Origin of the sequence: Geomonas diazotrophica (assembly GCF_019063885.1) — a bacterium.
GTDB lineage: Bacteria > Desulfobacterota > Desulfuromonadia > Geobacterales > Geobacteraceae > Geomonas > Geomonas diazotrophica.
In genome coordinates this window covers 1,696,448-1,719,308 of sequence record NZ_CP077684.1, presented here as the reverse complement: position 1 = coordinate 1,719,308, position 22,861 = coordinate 1,696,448, and the positions used below count along the sequence as shown (strand labels likewise).

The following is a 22,861-nucleotide window of genomic DNA, read 5'->3' as shown; positions in this document are numbered from 1 at the left end:
AGGGGGGGACGTGGGGGCTCCTGCAACGCTTCGTGGCCAAGTTACCTGGAATTCCTGGCAGCCTACCCCTGCCCCCTTCCGTCAAGGGGGGGATCAATGACCGGAACTTACATGCCCATCGAGATCAAGGAACTGCACATAAAGATCGCGCTGACAAGCTCCCCTGCCCCGCCCGTAAGAACTGGTGAAGGGGCGGCCAGGGAGGCGATCGTCTCCGAGTGCGTCGAACAGGTGCTGCAGGTACTAAAGAACAAGGCGGAACGCTGATGGCGGACAACGGCAAACTGGAAAAGCTCCTGATCCTCGCCTTCGACACCTCGGAGGACGCCGAGCGCGGCACCAAGGCGGAGGCGAAAGAGACCTTCGAGGCGCTGATCAACCCGGAGAGCTATACCCTGGAGTACAAGGTGAAGACCTCGGACGGTCAGGGCCAGGGGACCAGCGGGGCTCAGGCGAAGTACGAGTTCACCCTCCCCGAGGAGCTCACCTTCGAGTTCCTGTTCGACAACACCGGCATCATCGACGGCAAAAAGAACAAGGACGGCGTGAACCAGGACGTGGACCGGTTCCGCAAGATGCTGACCGGCTACCAGGGGAAGTCGCACGAGCCCTACCACCTGAAGCTGGTCTGGGGAAGCCTGGTCTTTACCGGCCGCGCCACGGAACTCTCCCTCACGCACAAGCTGTTCAACCCGGACGGGCAGCCGATCCGCACCGTCGCCAAGGTTAAGTTCAAGAAGAGCATCGAGGATAAAAAGCGCGCACGCAAAGAGGACAAGTCCTCCGCCGACCTCACCCACAGGCGCACGGTGAAGGGAGGGGATACGCTGCCGCTGCTCTGCTACCGGATCTACGGCGACCCCAGGTACTACCTGCAGGTGGCGCAGGCGAACGGGCTGAACAACTTCAGGAAGCTTGTGCCGAACACGAACCTGCTCTTCCCCCCCCTGGACAAAAAGGGAGCGACTCCATGAGCACCGGTTCGACCATCCCCACGCCTGCCACGCCGGACGTCTGCACGGTCGATTTGCTCATGGATGGGGCGGCTGTTCCCGGGGAATACCACGTGATGTCGATAGCGGTCCGCAAGGAGGTGAACCGCATCCCGACCGCCACCATACAGATCCGGGACGGAGAGGCGGCCAAGGCGACCTTTCAGGCGAGCAACAGCGACCTCTTCATTCCCGGCAAGAAGATCGAGATCAAGCTCGGCTACCGTTCGCAAAACGACACGGTGTTCAAGGGGATCGTGGTGAGGCACGGCATCAGCGTGCGCAAAAGCGGCAGCATCCTCACCATCGACTGCCGGGACGAGGCGGTACGGATGAGCGTCGGCCTCAAGAGCCGCTACTTCGTGGACATGAAGGACAGCGAGGTCATCGAACAGGTGGTCGACTCCTACAAGCTCGGCAAAGAGGTTCAGGCGACCATGCCGGAGCTGAAGGAGATCACGCAGTACAACTCGACGGACTGGGATTTCCTGCTGCTGCGGGCCGAGGCCAACGGGATGGTGGTCATCGCCAGCGACGGCAAGATCACCGTCAACGCACCGGCGACGGCTGGCGACCCGGTCGTCACGGCCGGCTTCGGCAGCACCCTGCTGGAACTCGATGCCGACATCGACGCACGCAGGCAGAGCAAGGGGATCGTGGCCAGGAGCTGGAACCCTTCGGACCAGCAGGTCCTTGAGGCGGAGGCCAGGGAACCGGGTCGCTCCTCCAGCGGCAACCTCGCCCCGGGGGATCTCGCGGGCATCATCGGAAGCGATCCGCACCAACTAAGGCACGGCGGGAAGCTCGGGCAGCCCGAGCTGCAGGCCTGGGCGAACGGTAGGCTCCTGACCGAGCGGCTGTCCCAGGTGCGGGGACGGGCGAGATTCCAGGGGTTCGCTGGGGTGGTTCCCGGCAAGGTGATGGAGCTCACCGGCGTCGGCGACAGGTTCCAGGGGAATGTCTACGTCTCGGGGGTGCGGCACCTGGTGGACAACGGCAACTGGGAGACAGACGTACAGTTCGGCCTAGCCACGGAGACCTTCGCGGAGAGCTTCGACCTGAGACCGATGCCGGCAGCGGGGCTGATACCAGCGGTCACGGGGCTGCAGATGGGGGTGGTCACCGTTTTGGAGAAGGATCCGCAGGGGGAGGACCGCATCAAGGTGCGGCTGCCGCTGGTGAGCACGGCCGAGGAAGGGATCTGGGCGCGGCTCGCCACTCTCGACGCGGGAAAGGATCGCGGCACCTTCTTCAGACCCGAGATCGGCGACGAGGTGGTGGTCGGCTTTCTCTGGGACGATCCCCGCCACCCGGTAGTTTTGGGGATGTGCCACAGTTCCGCCAAGCCGGCGCCGGAGCCTGCCAAGGACAAGAACCACCGCAAAGGGTACGTGAGCCGCTCCAAGATGAAGTTCACCTTCGACGACGACAAGAAGGTGGTGCAACTGGAGACCCCCAAGGGGAACCGGCTCACCCTCGCCGAGGACAAGAAGGGGGTCGTCATCCAGGACCAGAACGGGAACAAGATCACGCTGGACGACCAGGGGGTGAGGATCGAGAGCAGCAAGGACCTCACCTTGAAGGCGGCCAAGAACGTGAAGATCGAGTGCGGCTCGAACCTCGACCTGAGCGCCCAGGCGGCGCTGAAGGCGGCGGGGGCCGCCAGCACTGAAGTCTCCGGCGCCAGCACGACCATCAAGGGGAGCGCCAAGACGGTCATCCAGGGGGGGATCGTGCAGATTAACTGAACGGCGGGCGAAGATGAGTAGCTCTGACGAGTGAGAGGCCTGTAGGGGCGAATGATCATTCGCCCTGCCCTTGGCTCGACGGACGCCCGAGCAACCGGAAGGAGAAAACGATGTTGCCTGCCGCACGCGTCACCGATCTCATCGTGAGCACGGCCACCCTCGGGGTGCCGACGCCGATCATTCCGCCGGGGGCATCCAACGTGTTGATCGCGGGACTCCCCGCGGCTCGCATGGGGGACTCCTGCGGCGCGGACGTGATCATCAAGGGCTCCACCACAGTGTTCATCGCCGGGCTGCCGGCGGCACGCATGGCAGACCAGACGGCGGGGGGCGGGGTCATCCTCCCCCCCTGCGCGCTGACCGTCCTGATCGGAGGCTAACAGATGAACCTCGATTTCCTGGGGCGCGGCTGGTCGTTCCCGCCCGAGTTCGACAAGACACTGCCGGGAGTGGTGCTGCTGGAGCAGGAGGCGGACATCGTGGCCAGCCTGCAGGCGCTGCTCTCCACGTCCCAGGAGGAGCGGGTCATGCTGCCGCAGTACGGCTGCAACCTGGACGACCTGATCTTCGAAAGCCTGGACACCGGAACCAAGACGCTCATGGCGGACAAGATCGAGACCGCCATCCTGTACCACGAGCCACGCATCGAGCTGGAAAACGTCAAGCTGGACGACACTCGCGAGCTGGAGGGAGTGGTCCTGATCGAGGTCACCTACCGGGTCAAGACGACCAACTCGCGCTTCAACTTCGTCTTCCCCTACTACAAGCTGGAGGGGACCGACCTCGACCTCGGAGTGACGGTCAACCTTCTGCCGGAAAGCGACTAGGTCCGTATGCCGCAATCTGACGAGTGCAAACAGAACAGGGACGCGCTGAAACCGGTACGGGAAGGTACCAGCCAGGACCAGCGCCTCGCCCTCCCCCTCGACCCGGGTTTTGCGCCGGTGGACCAGCGCGACGTGGCGCACGGCATGGTCTTCGCCAAGGCCTACGCCTCCTTTCTCAACTACTTCAACGCCGACAACGCGATCGACGGCACCTGGGCTCCCTTTTTCGGCAGCGATATCTCGGTGCAGCTCGCGCTCGCGGCGGTGCAGGACGTGGAGTTCTACCGCCAAAGGATCAAGGAATACCTCGACTTCCTGAAGGACCTCGGTTTCGGCTCGGACGAAACCAAGGCGAAGAATTACCTCGGTTACCTTTTCAGCAGCGCCGGGAGCCTGGCACGGGAGCTGGACCGGCTCAAGGACGCCCTTCCTGCGGACGTCGCACTGAAGGGGATGCTGCGCAACCTGGTGGTCAGCCAACTCGCACCGGCGCTGAACAGGCTCATCTCCTACTACAAGGCCGACCTAGCCCTCACCCCGGACACGGAGCGTCTCATCGCGGACCTGCAGCCCGGTCTGGAGCTGTTCGGAACCAGCACCGTCCCCTTCAGCGCGATCTTCCAGGCGGGTCTCGGCAAGGACTGGATCACCGACGGCTCGCCTGACTGGACCGGCTACACAGGCGCCATAGTTGCGGACGCCTCGGTCTACGGTACCGGCATCGAGCCATTCCAGCGCATCAACCACATCGCGACCCACAACCTGTTCACCTCGATCCTGGACCAGTTCCTCAAGGCCTACGTGAAGGTGGCGAGCGAGGGGGAAAGGTCGCTGGAACAAACCCTGACCGGGCGGGACGACCACCAGCCTCACTACGCCCTCTTCCTCGCCTTCCTGCGCCTGTTCGCTTACGCGCGCGACGCCGCCAACACGCTCACGGCGCGCCACCTCGACTTCTACTACCGCGAAATCCTGCGGCTAGAGGAGAAGCCCGCCCAACCCGGGCACGCGCACCTGCTGGCGGAACTGGCCAAGCAGGTCGAGACGCGACTATTCCCTACCGGGGAACTGTTCAAGGCGGGGAAAGACGCCCTGGGCAAGGACGCCTTTTACGCCGCCGACCAGGACTTCGCGGCGAACCAGGCCAAGGTCGCCGACCTGAAGACGCTGTACCGTCACGGTACGGAAAAGGTGGGGGTCATCGTCCCGAGCGACAAGGACCAGGGGCGCCTGTTCGCCTCGCCGGTCGCCAACTCCGCCGACGGCAAGGGGGCCGAACTTACCTCGGTGGACAAGTCCTGGCACCCCTTTCACAACAAGCGCTACCAGGACGGCATGCTGGCGGCGATCGACATGCCCCGCGCCGCGGTCGGCTTCGCCATCGCGTCACACTACCTGTTTCTGGCCCAGGGGGAGCGCGGCGTCACGGTCACCTTCCAGCAGCCGGTGCCGGTATCCGGCGACTTCCGCAACGATGTCACCTGCTACCTGACCACAGCCAAGGGATGGCTCGCTAAGGACCCGGTATCATTCAGCCAGGTGACGGGGGGACTCAGGCTGGAGCTCGCCCTTTCCGGCGCCGACCCGGCGCTAGTCCCCTACTCCGCCGACATCCACGGCTACAACTTCGACACGGACCTGCCGGTCCTGATGGTGCAGCTGAAACAGCAGGACGACCGCTCCTTCGTCTACCCGGCACTGGAGGACGTCACCATCACCGGGTTCGAACTGGACGTGGACGTGGCGAACCTGAAGGCGGCCGCGCTCGCCAACGACTTCGGACCGGTGGACGCTTCGAAGCCCTTCCAGCCTTTCGGCCCTTCGCCGGTCGCCAACCAGACCTTCGTCATCGGCTCGAAGGAAATGTTCCAGAAGAAGCTCACCAGCGCCTCGCTCCTGGTAACCTGGCAGGCCACCCCGGCGCCCTACGGCGGCAAGACGGTGAACGCGGTCACCGAGTACCTGCAGGGAGGAAGCTGGCACCCGTACCGGACGGCGCTGCAGACTTCGGTGACCGGCACGAGCTTCACGCTGTTGGGGGATCCGCAGTCAGCCGATGCGCCCCCCTACCTGGACGCACCGGACTCGACGGAGAACGAGCCGTTCAGCACCGACTCCCGCTACGGCTTCGTCCGTCTGCGGCTGTCCGAGGACTTCGGCCAGGCGAGCTACGAACAGGCGCTCATCGACTACATCAAGCGGGTCACCGATGCCGATCCCAACAACGACGGCACCAAACCGGCCCCGCCGGTGGGACCGGTGGTCACCGGGTTGAGCCTGGACTACTCGGCAGGCCAAGCGGTTACGTTGAACAGCGCCGACCAGGGGCAGTTCCTTAGGCGTCTAGCCCGTTTCTTCAACGTCGCGCCCTTCGGGACGGCGGAACAGCATGGCTACCTAAAGTCCGCGCTCCCGTCGGTGGACAGCGCCATCTACCTGTTGCCCCAGATGAAACACGCCAACCGCGACGACCTGAAGATCCCACAGGGGCAGCCGGTTAAGCACGAGGCGGAGTTCTACATCGGCGTTACGGACCTGAAACCGCCCCAAAACCTCGCCCTCCTCTTCCAGGTGGTGGACGGGAGTGCCGATCCCCTCTCCATCAAGCCTCAGCCGCACCTCAACTGGAGCTACCTGCGGCAAAACGAGTGGATTCCATTCGGCAAGAACCAGGTGAGCGACGGGACCGGCGAGCTGCTCGATTCCGGCATCATCACCTTTTCGGTGCCGCGCGAGGCGTCCGCCGACAACGGCGTTCTCCCCCCGGGGATGCACTGGCTGCGCGCCTCGGTTGCCGGCAACGCCGATTCGGTGTGCCGCCTGATCATGGTAGCGGCACAGGCGCTCAGGGCGACCTTCACCGACCACGGCAACGACCCCGCCTTCAGCGCCACTCCCCTCCCCGCCGGAACCATCTCGAAGCTCGACCAGCCGGACGCGGACGTGAAGGGGATCAGCCAGCCCTTTGCCGGCTTCGGGGGGCGTGGCAAGGAGTCGCCCCGGGACTTCTACACGCGGATCTCGGAAAGGCTGCGGCACAAGGACCGCGCCATCGCCCTTTGGGACTACGAACGCCTGGTCCTGGAAGCGTTCCCCCAGGTGTACCGGGTCAAGTGCCTGAATCACACCCAGTACGAGCCTGACCAAAGCGGCACCGGCATCTACCGCGAACTGGCGCCCGGGCACGTCACGGTGGTCACCATCCCCAACCAGCGCTTCCTGAACCTGCGCGACCCGCTGCGCCCCTACACGAGCCTCGGCCTCTTGGAACAGATTGCGCAGTTCCTGAAGCGGCGCACCTCCTGCTTCGTGAAGCTGCACGTGAAGAACCCGCAGTTCGAGGAAGTCCGGGTGGCCTGCAAGGTGCGCCTGCTGCCCGGGCTGGACCAGTCCTTCTTCGAGCGGCAGATCTCGGACGCGCTGGTCCGCTTTCTCTCCCCCTGGGCCTCTCCCGGCGGCGGCAGCCCGAGCTTCGGCGGCAAGGTGCGCTCGTCGGTTCTGATCAACTTCCTGGAGGATCTCCCCTACGTCGATTGCGTCACCGATTTCAAGCTCTTCCACAGCTACCAGGACGATGACAACAACCAAAGGACCAAGGAGGTGAACGAGGCTTCCGGCTCCAAGGCGATCTCGGTCCTGGTTTCGGCCAGGAAGCACCAGGTCTCCTTTATCGACCCCGCCCTGGACTCCACCCCGGGCGAGCTATGCAGGTGCGCCCCATGACCCGGCTCTCGGCAACCATAGCGAAACAGCCGCCGCTGCCGCCGGAACAGGATTTCTACCGGCTGCGCCGCGAGGGGATCGGCTTCATCGAGCAGATGGCGAGCCGGCTGTGGACCGACTACAACGAAAGCGACTCGGGCATCGCCATCCACGAGGCCCTGTGCTACGCCATCACCGACCTCGGCTACCGTACCGGCTGGGACATCAGGGACCTCCTGGCGCCCGTCGCACCGTCGGGGGACCCGAAGCACCCCTTCCCCAATCAGCCCTTCTTCACGGCCCGCTCCATCCTCACCGTCAACCCGTGGACCGAAAGCGACTTCCGTCGCCTCTTGATCGACCTGGAGCCGGTAAGAAACGCCTGGATCGTCTGCAAGGAGTGCGCGTGCGACACCGCCTATTACGCCTGGTGCGGGGACGAAGGGCTGGCGCTATCCTACCAGGCGCCGGAGCTGGTCGAGCGCACGCCGCTGCGGGTCTGGCCGCTTGGGCTGTACGAGGCGCTTTTGGAACTGGAGGAGGATCCGGACGCGGGCGACCTAAACGACCGCAAAATCGAATCGGTCGCGAGCGTCGCAGATGCGGAGGGAAGCCATTCGCTCATCATCGAGTTGCGCTTCGAGGAGGTCTCGCTGGCCGACCGGGACCAGTGGCAGCTCTTCCTGGAGAGCGACGACGCCTTTGCCGGCCGCAACGGCGCATCGATCGACCTGAAGCTGATCCGCCTGGGAGCCACCAGAAGCTACGACCTCTTGACCGACCCCACCCTCGACGAGGAGGGACGCAACGACTACCTGCGCGGTCACTGGCGCACCATCTTCTACGCCACCTTCGAGATCGGGCTCACCCCTTCCGGAAAGAAGATCGTCCTGCACGCCGCCTTGCGGCTGCTCGGCAACGCTGCGACGAGAGACGCGCTGACCGTGGCCACCCTGAAAGCGATGCTCGAAGAACGGTCTGTCAACGGCCTGATCCAGCGCTACCGGCGCAAGGAGCGCCTCAAGGACGCCGCGGTGGCGTCGGCCAAGCAGGCGCTGATGGCGCACCGGAACCTGGACGAGGATTATTGCCGGGTGCAGGTAGTCGGCATAGAGGAGGTGGCGGCCTGCGCGGACGTCGAAGTGGCGCCCGACGCGGACATCGAACTGGTGCAGGCGCGCATCTGGTTCGAGATCGAGCGCTACTTCAACCCGCCGGTCCCCTTCTACACGCTGCGGGAGCTCATGGACCAGGGGATGCCGGTGGAGGAGATCTTCAACGGCCCGGAACTCGACAGCGGCTTCCTGAGACAGGAGGAGCTCGATGCCGCCGAACTCAGGTCCGTGCTGTGCGTGTCCGACCTGATCAACCGGCTCATGGACATCGAAGGGATCATCGCGGTGAACCAGCTGCAGCTCACGAGGTACGACTCCGAGGGGAATGCGGCCAAGGGGGTCTACGACCCCCTCTTTTCCAGCGACGGCAAGCCGATCTTCGATCCGGGCAAGGCAAGCGGAAACTGGCTCGTGTACCTGTCCGAACAGCACCTGCCGCGGCTGTACCGTAACGCCTCGCGCTTTCTTTTTTACAAGAACGGACTCCCCTTCCTCCCCCGGATGGACGAGGCGCTGGACACGCTCACCCTGCTGCGCGGCGAGGCGGAGCGCCTGAAGAACCCGGGGAGGGGCGACGACCTCGACATCCCCAAGGGGGAATACCGGGATCCGGAGGCCTACTTCCCGGTGCAGTACAGCTTCCCGCTCACCTACGGCATCGGCCCGGACCAGCTTTCCACCACCGCCTCGGCGCGGCGCCGGGCCCAGGCCCGGCAGATGAAGGCGTACCTGATGGTGTTCGAGCAGATACTGGCCGACGCCTTCGCCCAACTCGCCCACACCGCCGACCTTTTCTCGCTCGACCCCGCCGTGAGCCGGACCTACTTTGCCGCCGAGCTCGACGAAGCGACCATCCAGGGGTATTCCGAGCTGGTGAACGGCCTCACCCGGCCCGTTTTGGAGGGAATGCTGGAGACGGCGCAGGAATTCCGGCTGCGGCGAAACCGCTTCCTGGACCACCTGCTGGCCCGCTTCGGCGAGGACTTCAGCGAGTACGGACTGTTGCTGGCGAAGGTCCTGGGGCAGGAGATCGCCCTGGACCAACTGATCAAGGACAAGATCGCCTTTCTCGCCGACTACCCGAGGATCAGCCACGACCGCGGCAAGGGGTTCGACTACCAGCACGACCCGTGCAACCCGGACAACCAGGCCGGGATCAGGCGGCGCATCGCCCTGCTCCTTGGCTACCCCGAGCTCGACCGGCGCATGATCGTCGTGGAGCACCTGCTGCTGCGCCCGAAGTTCCCCGGCGACGCCCTCTACCCCGCCTGCACCGAAGGGGCGTGCAGCACCTGCGGCGCCGAGGATCCCTACTCCTTCCGGCTCACCCTGGTCATGCCCGGCTGGCTCGACCCGTTCCATACCGACCTGGAGATGCGCGGCTACGCCGACCGGGTCATCCGGCAGGAGGTCCCGGCGCACCTGGTCGCCAAGATCTGCTGGGTGGGCAACGACGGCTACGTGGAGGATCCCTGCGACCCGGTGCTCGCCAGGCTGGCCACCCTTTTGGAGCGCTCCGGGCACAAGGCGGACGGGCTCGCGCCGAGCGCAGACGAAGCGTGCGCCTGCGCCATCCTCATCTACCGTGAGTTCTCGCAGGTGTTCAAGGGCTGGTACCAGGACAAGTTCCTGGATCACTTTCACACCGACGCGCTGAAGATGGAGCTGGAACTGCTGTTCGACGCCAAGGTGACACCGGAGCAGATCGCCTGCGTGGTGCTTCCTTTCGAGCTCTGGTCGCAGGTGCTGGCGTCGATGGTGGAACACTTCGGCCACATCGCGCGCTACGGCTGGCAGTACCAGCGCTTCCAGAAAGCCTGGTGCGAGTGGCTGGAGCTGAACGCAACCTTCGACTGGATGGACGAGCGCCTGGAGGAGCGGGTGGAGGCGATCCTGACCCGGAACCTCATGTCGGCAAAGGAGGCGAGGACCGGCACCGGATTCCGGCTCTGCAACTGCGCCCGCGCCCTGCTCACCGCCTTTGGCGTGGAGTTCTACCAGTGGCTGGACGGCCTGTTCCGCTCCGGGAGCTTCTCCCCCGACATCGCGCTTCCCACCTTCCCGATCGAACTGCCGCCGGCATGCGCGGGACTCACCTTCCAGGCGGGGACGCTGGACCAGGTCCGGGCCCTGCTCGAGGAGAGGTATCACGCCTACAGCGAGGTCTCCTACCGGCTGCGCGTGGTGCTCGACCTTTTGGGCGCATTGAGCAACAGCTACCCCCCCGCGACGCTGCACGACTGCGACGAGGGCAACGACAAAAACCCGGTCCGTCTGGGTACCACGGCTCTAGGAAGCTGATCGAGGTGCTGCGCGATGAAACCTTCACAAGATAACTTCCCGGTTTTCGAAATGAACCAGGTCCTCTCCTCCGCCCACTTGAACCAGGTGTTCGACTACCTGGACGAACAGGAGCGGCTCACCCGCGCCGACCTGATCGGCATCGGCATCGTCTGCGGCCTGGAGATCCCGCTCTCCCAGGATCCCGACGGCGGGCTCGCGGTGCTCCTCACCAAGGGGTGCGGGGTCACCTCGCAGGGGTACCTGATCGTCGAGCCGGAGGACACGCCCCTCACGGGGTACCGGCAGTACTCCCCCCCCTCCGATCTCCCCTACCCTCCCTTCATGAAGGACGAGAATCCCTACCCGCTCTGGGAGCTCTTCCCCGCGGGAGAGCCGGATACGGCCCCGATCACCACCCCGGCGGGCTTTCTGTCCGACAAGGCGGTGCTCCTGTTCCTGGAACTGAAGAAGGAAGGGCTGCGCAACTGCGGCATGAACAACTGCGACGACAAGGGGAGCGAGGTTTCCGTCAGGGTGCGCCCCCTGCTGATCGGGATCAACGACCTGAGGGAGATCGTGGCCAAGGCCAACGCCATCGAGGACAGCCTGAGCGTCAGCGAGCTGGCCGAGGCACTCCTGGAGCGGCTGAACCTCCCCGAGCTGCACCTTCCCCGGGTCGACGTCCCGAACACCGCCCCCGCCACCTCCCAGGAGGTCTATGCCGCCTTCCAAGCCGTCTTCACCGGGGAGAAACTGGTGCAGCAGACGGCAACGGCGCTCACGGCCGCCTACGACGCGTTCAAGCCGCTGGTGAAGCAGAAATACCCGGACAACCCCTTTGCCGGTTTCACCGGCCGCTTCGGCTTCCTGGACCACGCGCCGGTCACCACGGCCCAGGTGAAATTCCTGCAGTATTACTACGACCTCTTCGATGACATCTCCCGCGCCCTGCACGACCTCTCCCGCAAGGGGGCCGAGCTGTTCGCGCTCTGCTGCCCGCCCGAGATGCTCTTCCCGCGCCACCTGATGCTCGGCGTGCCCTTCCCGAACCAGGTGAGCAACCCGGAGCTGTACCGGACCCCCTTCTGGCCCTCCCCTGCGCTCTCGGGCGGCGAGGGGCGGCTTCTCGAACTGGAACAGCTCTTCGCGCGCCTGGTGGAAATGGCGGCCCGCTTCAGCGAGGCACCGCCGCTGCCGCTCTCCGGCTTCTCGCGCCTCCCCACCGCCGACGGCACCATCCGCATCACCCCGAGCAGGCTGGGGGACGGGCCGCTCTGCGGCAAGGCGATCCCGTACTACTACCTTTTCAGCGGCGATCCCCCCCTGTACCGGCTCTGGGACCCGGAAAAGACGCGCCGGAACCAGGCCAACCGGAACCTCGGCTACCGCTCCGACTCCTACCAGCCGCCGGCGCCCCCCTTCGTCACCAACGCGCTCAACTACGACCTGGAACCGTTCAACTTCCTGCGCATCGAGGGGCACCTGGGCAAGAACTACCAGGGGGTGATGAGCACGCTCTTGACGCTCAAGTCGCGCTACCGGCTCCCCATCGAGGTGATCGCGCTGAGGACAGGCGCATTCGACGAGAACGTGCCGGTGGACGTCGGCAAAAAGGGGTGCCGTTTCCAGGACCTGGAGGCGCTCTACGAAACGGTCAAGGCTGAGTCGACCTGCTTTCTCTGCCTGGAACTGCAGTATTTTTACTCGCTCCCCTTCGAGTCGCGCTCCAAGATCACCGCGCCGGTCAAACCGCAGCTCGCCCTGCTGGCCCAGTGCGCCCCCGGCTTCCTGGTGCAGCCGCAGACGCTGGGACGCCTGTTCGAGGATTACCTCGCCAACCAGCCCGGCGGCGTGGTCCCGGAGATAGATCCAAACATCATCATCGACTTCCTGAACAGCCAGAACGCGGGGCAGACCAACCTGATCATCTTCTACGTCATCGTCTACCTGGTGAAGCTCTTCGAGGAATTCGCCCCCACCCTGGCGGAACTGGACTACGCCACATTCGAGAAGCGGTACCGGGACCTGATGCGGGTCACCGAGGCCGTGGAGAAGGAGCGGGAGGACGCGGCCGGCGGCATCGAGGGAGCCGTGAACCTGCTGCGCTGGGAGGAGCTGGACGATCGGCTTGAGGCGATCCTGTACCAGTGCCGCCTGGACGTGATCAAGGCGCTGGAGGGGGAATACCAGGACCGGCTCCGCGAGGTGAAGCAGAAGCTCTACCTGGGCGCCTTCCTGCGCGACCACCCCGGGATCCAGCACAAGGCAGGGGTGCCGTTGGGAGGGACCTTCATCGTGGTCTACCACGAGGCGCCACCAAGGATATTAGCGCCGGCTAGAGGCACCGACCTGGGGGGATTGCGCAACAGGCTCAACGTGGAGGGCCGCATCGGGACCGGCAGGGTCACCACCGCGACCTCCCCCTCCGGCACCACGTCGCTGTGCGCCGAGGTGGTGCCGACCGCCATGATGGACGCCTTCGACCGGATCGGCGCGCGCCCCGAGTTCGCCGCGGACCCGGACATACGGATGGTGCTGGGGGCCTTCACCGGGCGGGTCCCCGACCCGGGCGTGGTGCGGCCTCCGGCCAGCGGGGCGGCCGACATCATCGAGCAGGCGGTGCGGGAACTTTCAGACGGCGCCGTGATCGCCGACTTCTACCTCCCCTACCTCTGCTGCTCCGACTGTGCCCCGGTGCAGTTCGCGCTCCCGACGCCACCCCTCGGCTTCACCCTGCAGATCGGCTGCACCAACGCGAACAATCAGGCCGAAATCACCGTCACCCCGGAAGGAGGCGTCGCGCCGTACAGCGTCAAGGTGGACCAGCAGGATTTCCACCCCCTGGAAGGAGCGCTGGCGCTGACAGCGGGGCCGCACACCCTTGCGCTGCGGGACCAGGAGGGGACGGTATCGGCACCGCAGACCATCGAGGTCCCGCAGCGGCTGGTCCTGGGCGAACCGAGGTTCGACTGCATCGGCGATACAGGAGAATACGTCGCGCTGTTCCAGATCAGCGGAGGTACGCCACCCTACTCTGCCAACCGTGGCACGGTGAACGGGACAGGGTACGCAAGCGGCAACCTCCCGGTCGACACCGACATCGAGATCGACATCACGGATGCCCGCCACTGCAGCGCTGCGGTCACCCTCAGGCACTCCTGCGTAAGGCCTTTGGCCTTCACCGCCAAGCCCGGCTGCACCGGTGCCAACGGACAGGCACCGGTCGAGATAGCCGTCACCGGCGGCACCGCCCCGTACCAGGTGCAGGTGGATACGGCGGCACCGTCCCCTCTCACCGGCCCGATCCAGCTTGCCGTAGGGGGGCACAGCGTCAGCGTGCACGACGCCGCCGGCGCTGCCGCCGCGCCCCAGACCGTGGTGATCGCACCGCAGCTCGTCCTCAGGGAGACCGATTTCACCTGCGAGGGGACCGCAAGCTTCCGCTCATCGATCCGCATCGAAGGGGGCACTCCCCCCTTCACGGCCAACAACCGGCAGGTGACCGGTAACTTCTTCAGCACCGACCCGATTCCAAACGGCAACAGCTTCTCGGTTACGGTCACCGACCACAACAACTGCAGCGCCAGCATCCAGGTGCAGCACAGTTGCGAACAGGCCTGCGACCTCCCCTGCGGCGGGGAGTCTCGGCGCTGTGCCTACCGCCTCTGGGTGCAGCCCCCATTCCAGGACGCGCGCTACGAGAGCTACAGGCAGGAGCCTGCGGTGCGTCTGCGCTTCAACGGCAGGGACATCACCCTGCGCACCGACGGGTTGCCGGTACCGGATGCGGGCCACCTGAACGAGAACTTCGACGACGCCATCGGTCGCTACGTGAAAGCGTTGAACGAGGTGGTCAACCAGGCGCTGGTGGAGCAGGCCGGTGCCGCGCAGGGGCGCATGATCCTGAGCTACCAGCCGAGCGGCGCCTACCCCTTCGCCGCCTTGTTCATCGAGTACTTCGCCTGCGACAGCTTCAACCTGGAGTTCCGCTACAGTTTTGCCCGCCCCAACCCGGCCTTCTCCATGATGATCCGTTACAGCAACGAGCCCGATGCCGCCGGGGCGACCTTCGACGGCGCCGTGTTCGTGAACCAGCGTCTGAACAAGGAGACCAGGGTGCCGTCGTTTGACTGCAGCGAGCGCAACCAGTGCACCCATGTCGATTACCACAAGCTCTGCGACGCTCCGCCACCCGACCTCGACATGAACCTTGCGCGTGTCGGCGACAACGGAGTCGCCCTGGAGGGCAAGGTCGGCAACCTGCAGCCCGACGAGGTTGTCGCGTGGGTTTGGGATCTGCCGCTTGCCAACAGCAGTGAGCCGTTCTACGTGGGGGAGAAGGTGGAAGTACAGGTGCAGCATGTGGCAGGGCCGGTGCTGCTGGCGGCGATCACCCGCAAGGGTTGCATTGGAGGCACCAGGAAGGACCTATAAAACCTTTCCCCCTCGCCCTCCGGGCACCCTCCCCCCAGAGGGGGAGGGAATGGTCGCATTACTGAGACAGAGATGGAGCCAGCGCGATGCGGCATGTCATTCAAAAAAGCCACCTGCACGTCGAGTTCGACGGGGCGGAGTCGGAGGCTGCCGGCCTGCAGCGGCGCCTGCAGCGCTTCTGCTACGATTACCTGCTGCCGGTCATGGAGGTCACCCTCAACGAGGAGGTACCCGAGGATGAACACTTCTTCCTGGAAGAGCTGGTCATCGACGCGGGGACCATCCCGGTGGACCGGCTGGAAGCAGACCTGCCCCACTCGGTCCAGGAAGGGGTCAAGCAGTCGTTGCGCGACGGGTTCGTACATCCCCGGGACGGATCCCGACGCAGGAACAGCCTGCAGGCGTTGACCGAAGCCTTCCTGCATTTTCTTGAGCACGGAAGCCTCCCCTGGTGGTTCCAGCTTCCGGCAGGGAAGGAGCTGGAGCAGGTACTTCTGGAGTGCTGGCTGGGCGGAAACCTCAACGATGCGACCGTGACTGTGCTGGAGGAGACCCTGATCCCGCTCAGAGAAGAGCAGGCGATATCGAGGCTATTGCTGCAGTTCTCGGAAAACTTCTGCTCGCTGCTGCTGCCGATGATCGCGCCCCAGGTAGGGATGCGGCTGGGTGCGGTGCTGGAGCGGCTGACAAGCCTGGCACTGCCTGCCGCTGCACTGGAGCAGATCCGGGAGAAGGTCTGGCGCCAAGCCTTCGGCGCGGCGGCACATCACACCGCGGTCACCGAGCACGACCTCATCTCCCGCGCCTTTCCGGAGCTCCCCCGGCCGGTAAAGGGGCGTCCCGAGGTGGTCGCTGCCCTGGAGCGGCACTGGCCGGGAGCGACCACTTCCGCCAAAGCGGACACTCAAAAGAAGCGGAAAAGCAGAGCGCCTTCCGTTCGGGGGGAGCTGCCGGCGCCCCCGAAACAGGCGGCGGATCAGTCGCAACGGGACGATTCTGATGCGGATGGCATCTACATCGAAAACGGCGGCGTGGTTCTGCTGCATCCCTACCTGCAGCGACTGTTCGAGGAACTAAAAGTATGCAGGGGCGATCGCATCATCCACCCCGAGCGCGGCGTCGCCCTGCTGCAGTACCTCGCTTCGGGATCCCTGGACCAGCCCGAGTACAGGCTGGCGCTCGCCAAGGTGCTGTGCAACATACCGCTCCATGCCACGCTGGCGCGCAACGCCGGGCTAACCGAACGGGATGTCGAGATGTGCGACTCACTGCTCGCGGCCCTGCTCGCACACTGGGGAGCCCTGCGCAACAGTTCGGCGGACGGCCTGCGCGGCTCGTTCCTGATGCGACCGGCCAAGCTCGCCCTGCGCGGCAACGACGAGTGGCTGCTGCAGGTGGAGAAGAACAGCTACGACATACTGCTGGACCAGCTCCCGTACAGCATCTCGATGGTGAAGCTGCCCTGGATGCCGAGGCTTTTGTGGGTGGAGTGGAACTAGGAGAGCGGCGATGAAATCGTGCGCGGAAAAATCTTCCTCCAGTTCGACCGGCGCGGCGCAGTTGTCGAGGCAGCCCTTCATCGCTCCGACGCTGCAAAGGAAGCTCACGGTCAGCAAGCCGGGCGACAAGATGGAGCAGGAGGCGGACCGGAGCGCGGATCGGGTCATGCGCATGGCCGCCCCGGGCGGGGGGCGGGAAGAGCTGCAGCGGGCCGGCGAAGGGCGGCTGGCCAGGGCGGAGAGTCCGGACGAGCGGTTGAACCGGCAGCAGGCAGGAGAACCGGCAGGGACGGGGGAAGAGAGGCTCGCGCGCCAGGAAGAAAGAGTGCAACCAAAGAAAGACCGGGTGGAACGCGAGGAAGAGCGGCTGCAGAAACAGGGGAACGAGGAGCGGCCGGGCAGGCAGCCAAAGCAAAAATCCCCGGCGGAAGGTGCCGACGACAGACTGCGGCGTGCGGAGTCGGGATCGGCTCCCGCCGTAGGCGAATCGGTGCAGTCGGCGCTACGGGAGAGCACCTCCGGCGGGGAGTCGCTCTCCAGCGGGGTGCGCGGCTTCATGGAGCCCCGGTTCGGCAACGACTTCAGCGGCGTCCGGGTCCACAACGACGACCGTTCCGCACGCCTGTCGGAGGATCTCTCGGCGCGCGCTTTCACCTACCAAAACCACGTCTTTTTCGCCCGCGACGCCTACCAGCCGGAAACCAGCGAAGGGAAAAGGCTGATCGCCCACGAGTTGAGTCACACGCTGCAGCAAGGCGAGGCTGTGGCCCGGCAGGGAAACCCGCACCGGGAAAGGCGCGACGAACAGGGCCCGCCCCTGATGAGGGCAACCGCGCCCGCCCCCCCCAAAACAGCACCTCCGGCGGCAGAGGGACCGGCCAGCTCCGAGCTGGTCGACCTCTCCTCCTCTATCTTCGCCCCGTCGCAAAAGGTTAAAGACGAGATCGAAGCAACGAAGGACAAGGGGCTGGAAGTACGGGTGTCAGTGAAGGGGGTGACCGGGGAGGGGCGGGTCAAAGTCCGGATGGACGGCAAGAAGAACCTCGACTCGATGGGCAAAGGGACCATGCCCCTGCAGAACCCGTGGACCGACCAGATCGGCGGGATGCACATCAATTTCACCATCAGGAACAACGAAGTCACCGACGGCTATGCCTCGCTGAAACCAAAGGGAGCCAACAGCAACGAGTGGCTGCGTGCGCTGCAGAAAAACTCCGAACTCCTGGGGGGGGTGGGTCTCAAGGTGGAGAAGCTCCCCAAGCCGATAAACAGGTTCGAATCGGGGAAGCTTACCCTCGGCGTCGAGGGGCTGAAGGTGGAGGTCGGCGGCTTCCTGGACGCCAACTTCAACATCCTGGTGGAGAACGTCGGCAAGCCCAAAATAGACGCCAGCGCCACGGTCGACGTCAAGGGTATGGTGAAGGGTGACCTGAAGCTGGACAACACCAAGGGGCCCCTGGCCGGGCAGCTCACCCTCGCGGTGAACCACAAGTCCTTCAGCGGCTCCGCGACGGTCATCTACAAACCGGACGGAACGATCGACATCGGCGGCAAGGCCGGCTACAACGCGGACAAGCTGTCCGGGGAGGTCTCCTTCGTCGCGACCGACATGGATTCCGCGAACAAGTACGCGAAGGATGCCATCGCCGCGGCAGGTGGAAAGGAAAACATCCAGACCGCCGGCCCTCCCCCGCCGGTGCCGGCGCCCAAACCGGAGAAGAAGAACCGCGCCATCGCAGCCACGGGGCAGCTTCAGTTCCACCTGACCCAGTGGTTCGCCGGGACGGTGTGGGTGGTGGTCGACGGACGCGGCCTGCTGACGGTGGTGAGCAAGATCGCGCCGCCGGGGGAGATCCCGCTTTTCCCGCAAAAGAACTTCGACCGGGAGATCGTAAAGTTCGAGGCCAAGGCCTATTACGGGATCCCGGTCATCGGCAACCTGAACCTTTTCGCCAACATAAGCCTCTGGGCGCTGGCGCGGCTGGGGCCGGCGAAGATCTACAACATCGAGATCCTCGGCACCTACTCGACCGACCCGGAGGTCCAGAAATTCATCCAGATCTCGGCCTCCTTCAACATCTCCGCCTATGCCGGGCTGCGCCTGCGCGCGGAGGGGGGCGCCGGGGTGGAGATCGCCTCGCACGATCTGAAGTTCGGTGTCGGCATCCAGGTGGACGTGGGGCTCATGGCCTACGCCGATGCCCGCCCCACCATCGGCTATCGCGACCCGGGCGTTTTCTACGTCGGGGGGACGCTCGATATCGTGGCCCAGCCCATGCTCGACCTGGGCGGGGATTTCTTCATCGCGCTGGAAGCACCCTGGTGGTCGCCGATTTCGGATCATAGGTGGACCTGGCCGCTCTTCTCCAAGCAGTGGCCGCTTGCCGACCCTGTCGGCATCAGCGCCGTCGTGAAGGAGTACGTGCTGGGATCGGGAACCGTGCCGGAGATCGAGCTGAAGAAGCCGGAGTTCGATCCCTCCAAGTTCATGACCAGCATGGTGGACGACAAGCTGCCGGAGAAGTCCGGCGCCAAGGGGAGCGGCAGCGGCAGTTTCAAGGACGACGGGAGCATCCCGCCTCCCACCATCCCGCCCAAGAAGCCGGCACCGAAGAAGCCCGAGCCGAAACCGACCAGGAAGGGAACCCCGCCGCCGGCTGGAACGAAGTCCGCCAAGCCCGACCCCAAGGGGGCCAAGGACCGGGATGCCGCCAAGATGCTCGAGGCTGCGGCCAAGCCCCTCGGGGCGCTGCGCGCCAACGGTCCCTTCACGCGCGCCATGCTGGACGCCGAACTGGGCAAGATAAAGTCTTCCGCGAAGGGCGTCACCTTCGACATCCAGGCCAAGGGGGACAACTGGATCGTCACCCCCAAGGCGGGTGGCAAAGCGGCTAAACCGGTGCAGCTGAAAGGGAAGGAGATCGCCAAGGACGCCAAGGACGGCAAGAAGGAGACCAGGACCGATGCGCAGAAGCAGGCGGACCTGGAGGCGGCACTCTCCGAGGCGAACGCGCTTCTCGACGACGAGAACAAGGACTCTCCCGAGATCACCCGATCCCTTCTGGTCATAAAGGCGAAGTACAAGCTGACCTCGCTGGAACTGGTCGAGTCTCCTGCGGACGAAGACGAGGTCTACGACTCGATCCAGGCAAGCGTCAACCCGAAGAAGGGGACGCCCAGGAAGAAGCGGCTCAAGAAGCACAAGTCGGCGCTGGTCTCCCGCAAGGGGCACAAGTACGTGTTGATAGACGGGTACGACACCAAGGAAGTGATCCGCGACAGCTTCTACGGCAAGAGCTACCGAAAGGATGTCTACGAGTGGCGCGACGAGCAGGTCAACGACCCGGGCAAGCTCAGGCACCGGACCAACCCGAAGCTTTACTGGTGGAAGAACAGGTTCTGGGACAAGACCAAGGCCTACGACGAGGCCCCCACGGTGGACCACAAGAAGCAGGCGGTGGTCGACCACTGGAACAGCGACGGGCGTGACACTTACCAGGAGAAGCGCAAGGATTACTTCAACGACATCAAAGGGCTCGAGGTGGTGCCGTACAGCCAGAACAGCTCCATGGGCGCCAAGCTCCCCGGGAGCTACAAAAAGACGGTGACGATCAACTTCCGCGGACCAGGAGAGGGACGAAAATGAGCATGTTATACCTTTGGCACCCTTCGGTAAGCGCAGACGGAACGGTGGTGGACTTCATCCTGACCCGAGGCGATTCGGACCAGGTGGGGGGCGGCTCCGAGCGATTCGTGGGGGCACTGATCGGCGCGCTCGACCTGGGCGCCGAGCCGCTCAAATGGGGTATAAAGCCGTACCGGTGCAACTACTACAGCGAATACTGGGAGGAAGAAGGGTGGCAGTCCAGGTGGGACTTCGTCTGGCGGGTCACCCTCCACTTCAGGGTGCAGGTCGCGGTCGAGCCGCTCAAGCTCGGGTACCTTGGCATCAGCGACATCGACGACTACTCCCCGGAGGTCGAGAGCTACAAGTTCGAGCCGTACTCCTGCCTGGCAGTCGCCGTGTTCGATTCCGAGAACAGGGCCAAGGACACCGCGCGCAGGCTGATCACCGACAAGGAGCTGACCGCCGCCAGAAAAGAGGTGCCGGCACCCGACCCGGTGGTGCAGGTGGTGCGGGTGCAAAACGGGGAGTTCCATGTGCGGGCGTCCCTCGGGTCGGGGGATGAAACCTTTTTCCGGGGGGCGTACCCCGACACGGTGCTCACCTTCCTGCAGGCGTCAGGAGGCGTCATCCATGCCAAAGCATAGCCGCCACCCACCTGAAAGCGACGATGCGGTAAACCTCGAGCTCGCCCTGGAGTGGCTGAACCGGCTCGTTACCGGCTACCTCCGGGTCCGCCTGGAACATTCCGAGGAGTTCCTCCCCCCTCCCCTGGAGTTCTACAGCGAGGACTCGCCGATCGAGTTGTTCATCAAGAGCCAGGACCCCACCCGGGAGGAGTTCGCCGCGGTGATGATCGCCTTGGCGCCCCACCTGCGCCCGGGGTTCTTCAACAAGATCCTGGGGAAACTGCTCCCGGAAGGGGGTGAACTCCCCGAATTCGGCGGCGTGACCGGAGCGGACCAGCGTTCCATCCTCCCAACCGGCGAGACCGCGCAGTACATCCTGGCCGGGCACGACGTGAGAAAGAGGATCGAGGTGCAGCGTTTCTTCACAAGCGATCACTGGTTCGCGAAGAAGCGGATACTCTGGCTGGAACCGGTGCGTCCGGGTGAACCGGTGATGAGCGGACGGCTCTGCATCGACCCCGAGCTGGTGGAATGGGTCACCCTCGGGACCGTGGGCAGGCCCCGCTTTAGCGCCGAGTTCCCTGCGCAGGCCATTGAAACGGAGCTTGAGTGGGAAGACCTGGTGCTGCATCCCGAGACCCTGCGCCAGATACGCGAAATAGAGAATTGGATCAACCACAACCGGACCCTGATCGAGGAATGGGGGATGGGGAGAAAACTTCAGCACGGCTACCGGGCGCTCTTCCACGGGCCGCCCGGCACCGGCAAGACCCTGACCGCAACCCTGCTGGGGAAATACACCTGCAGGGACGTCTTCCGCGTCGACCTATCGCGGGTCATCTCCAAGTACATCGGGGAGACCGAGAAGAACCTGGCGCTGCTTTTCGAGAAGGCCGAGTTCAAGGAGTGGATCCTCTTCTTCGACGAGGCCGACGCGCTCTTCGGCAAGAGGACCGACGTGCGCGACGCGCACGACAGGTACGCGAACCAGGAGGTCTCCTACCTGCTGCAGCGCATCGAGCAGTACCGCGGCCTGGTGATACTGGCGACCAACCAGCGCAACCATCTCGATCCGGCTTTCGCGCGGCGCTTCCAGGCCATCATCCACTTCCCCATGCCGCGCCCTGAGGAGCGTTACCGGATCTGGTGCAACGCCTTTCCCCCCCAGGTCGAGATCTCCCAGGAGATCGACTGGCGCCAGATCGCCGCCCGCTACGAGTTGTCAGGGGCGGGGATCATGAACGTGATCCATTACTGTGTGCTGGAGGTGCTGGCGGACAAGACGCGGCGGCTGGAGCCGAAGCGGCTGGAGCAGGCGATTTTGAGGGAGTACGTGAAGGAGGGAAAGGTGGTGTAGGGGAGAGGGACAGTTCAGAAATTCCTGCTGTCGTAGGCCCAGTGCAACAAGGCCTGGCGCTGCCTCCTGCGGCAGGTGAGCACCCCTTCGGGGCAGTTGTGCCTGATCTGCGCGATGTGTCTCGTCATCGCCTTCCAGCGCTTGATCTGGCGCGCGTCGTCCGGGCAGCGGCGCCCCATGTAATAGCGGCAGTACCACTGGAACCAGCCGCGCGGGTCGTCGCTGTAGATCCATCCCTTCTCGCGCCAGTAGGAAAGCGGCTTGGAGGCGTTGACGCCGAAGAAGTTGTATTCCGCGACGTGCCGTTCGTGGCAGAGCCTCGCGTTGACGAACCACTCTTTCGGGAACTCGTCCCGGCAGTCGGTCATGTACTTCCCGCCGAAGACGCCCATCTCCAGCATCTCCCTGGGAGTAAGGTCGGGCTTGAACTCAGGATGAAAGTTCTCCCCCACCGGCTCGGTCCGGTAATAGACGTACCCCTGCTGCATCATGTCGTTGACGCATACTCTGATTTTATTCACCGTTACTTGTACTCCCCCCGCAAAGCGGTAAAAATATCCGGACCAAATGTACAATGCGGAGAACGAGTGTCAAGCTGCGGAAATCAGTTGCGTGTGCCGTCCCTGCTTTGATACAACCGCCCCTGTTCC

13 protein-coding genes are annotated in these 22,861 nt (G+C 64.6%); 12 read left to right on the top strand and 1 reads right to left on the bottom strand.

What is annotated here, in order from left to right; genetic code table 11:
- Positions 1–96 precede the first annotated feature (96 nt).
- The 12 genes from KP003_RS07495 to KP003_RS07440 all read left to right on the top strand — a co-directional run bounded on the left by KP003_RS07495 (position 97) and on the right by KP003_RS07440 (position 22,211).
- On the top strand, positions 97–267 hold the full coding sequence (locus KP003_RS07495; protein ID WP_216792050.1) for a DUF5908 family protein: 171 nt from the start codon (positions 97–99) through the stop codon (positions 265–267).
- Positions 267–974: a CIS tube protein gene (locus KP003_RS07490; protein ID WP_216791347.1), complete on the top strand. Its 708-nt coding sequence runs from the start codon at positions 267–269 to the stop codon at positions 972–974. Before KP003_RS07495 ends, KP003_RS07490 begins: the two co-directional genes overlap by 1 nt.
- Positions 971–2,740 carry a type VI secretion system tip protein VgrG gene (vgrG, locus tag KP003_RS07485; protein ID WP_217300556.1) on the top strand — a complete coding sequence of 590 codons (1,770 nt, stop codon included), beginning with the start codon at positions 971–973 and terminating at the stop codon, positions 2,738–2,740. The genes KP003_RS07490 and vgrG overlap by 4 nt, the downstream gene beginning before the upstream one ends.
- Positions 2,741–2,850: 110 nt before the next feature.
- Entirely contained in the window at positions 2,851–3,120 is a 270-nt protein-coding gene (locus tag KP003_RS07480) for a PAAR domain-containing protein (RefSeq protein WP_217300555.1), read from the top strand.
- Between the two features lie 3 nt (positions 3,121–3,123).
- Positions 3,124–3,567 carry a GPW/gp25 family protein gene (locus KP003_RS07475; protein WP_217300554.1) on the top strand — a complete coding sequence of 148 codons (444 nt, stop codon included), beginning with the start codon at positions 3,124–3,126 and terminating at the stop codon, positions 3,565–3,567.
- A gap of 6 nt (positions 3,568–3,573) precedes the next feature.
- Positions 3,574–7,290 (top strand): baseplate J/gp47 family protein, encoded by a 3,717-nt coding sequence (locus KP003_RS07470; protein ID WP_217300553.1) that lies wholly within the window; start codon positions 3,574–3,576, stop codon positions 7,288–7,290.
- Positions 7,287–10,685, top strand: coding sequence for a baseplate wedge protein (locus tag KP003_RS07465; protein WP_217300552.1), 3,399 nt, complete (start codon positions 7,287–7,289; stop codon positions 10,683–10,685). The genes KP003_RS07470 and KP003_RS07465 overlap by 4 nt, the downstream gene beginning before the upstream one ends.
- Positions 10,686–10,700: 15 nt before the next feature.
- Complete coding sequence (locus tag KP003_RS07460; protein WP_217300551.1) at positions 10,701–15,101, top strand: hypothetical protein; 4,401 nt, start codon at positions 10,701–10,703, stop codon at positions 15,099–15,101.
- An 86-nt stretch (positions 15,102–15,187) separates the two neighbouring features.
- Entirely contained in the window at positions 15,188–16,600 is a 1,413-nt protein-coding gene (locus KP003_RS07455) for a contractile injection system tape measure protein (RefSeq protein ID WP_217300550.1), read from the top strand.
- 10 nt (positions 16,601–16,610) lie between these two features.
- On the top strand, positions 16,611–20,246 hold the full coding sequence (locus KP003_RS07450; RefSeq protein WP_217300549.1) for an eCIS core domain-containing protein: 3,636 nt from the start codon (positions 16,611–16,613) through the stop codon (positions 20,244–20,246).
- Positions 20,243–20,872 carry a hypothetical protein gene (locus KP003_RS07445; protein ID WP_217300548.1) on the top strand — a complete coding sequence of 210 codons (630 nt, stop codon included), beginning with the start codon at positions 20,243–20,245 and terminating at the stop codon, positions 20,870–20,872. The genes KP003_RS07450 and KP003_RS07445 overlap by 4 nt, the downstream gene beginning before the upstream one ends.
- A complete protein-coding gene (locus KP003_RS07440; RefSeq protein ID WP_217300547.1) occupies positions 20,859–22,211 on the top strand; it encodes an ATP-binding protein in 1,353 nt (450 codons plus the stop codon). The genes KP003_RS07445 and KP003_RS07440 overlap by 14 nt, the downstream gene beginning before the upstream one ends.
- Before the next feature lie 14 nt (positions 22,212–22,225).
- Here KP003_RS07440 and KP003_RS07435 read toward each other — a convergent pair whose 3' ends face one another.
- Entirely contained in the window at positions 22,226–22,732 is a 507-nt protein-coding gene (locus tag KP003_RS07435) for a hypothetical protein (protein ID WP_216791331.1), read from the bottom strand.
- Positions 22,733–22,861 lie beyond the last annotated feature (129 nt).

Coding starts and splice junctions, on each gene's coding strand:
- KP003_RS07495 (WP_216792050.1), top strand. CDS start 97: ATGACCGGAACTTACATGCCCATCGAGATCAAGGAACTGCACATAAAG.
- KP003_RS07490 (WP_216791347.1), top strand. CDS start 267: ATGGCGGACAACGGCAAACTGGAAAAGCTCCTGATCCTCGCCTTCGAC.
- vgrG (WP_217300556.1), top strand. CDS start 971: ATGAGCACCGGTTCGACCATCCCCACGCCTGCCACGCCGGACGTCTGC.
- KP003_RS07480 (WP_217300555.1), top strand. CDS start 2,851: ATGTTGCCTGCCGCACGCGTCACCGATCTCATCGTGAGCACGGCCACC.
- KP003_RS07475 (WP_217300554.1), top strand. CDS start 3,124: ATGAACCTCGATTTCCTGGGGCGCGGCTGGTCGTTCCCGCCCGAGTTC.
- KP003_RS07470 (WP_217300553.1), top strand. CDS start 3,574: ATGCCGCAATCTGACGAGTGCAAACAGAACAGGGACGCGCTGAAACCG.
- KP003_RS07465 (WP_217300552.1), top strand. CDS start 7,287: ATGACCCGGCTCTCGGCAACCATAGCGAAACAGCCGCCGCTGCCGCCG.
- KP003_RS07460 (WP_217300551.1), top strand. CDS start 10,701: ATGAAACCTTCACAAGATAACTTCCCGGTTTTCGAAATGAACCAGGTC.
- KP003_RS07455 (WP_217300550.1), top strand. CDS start 15,188: ATGCGGCATGTCATTCAAAAAAGCCACCTGCACGTCGAGTTCGACGGG.
- KP003_RS07450 (WP_217300549.1), top strand. CDS start 16,611: ATGAAATCGTGCGCGGAAAAATCTTCCTCCAGTTCGACCGGCGCGGCG.
- KP003_RS07445 (WP_217300548.1), top strand. CDS start 20,243: ATGAGCATGTTATACCTTTGGCACCCTTCGGTAAGCGCAGACGGAACG.
- KP003_RS07440 (WP_217300547.1), top strand. CDS start 20,859: ATGCCAAAGCATAGCCGCCACCCACCTGAAAGCGACGATGCGGTAAAC.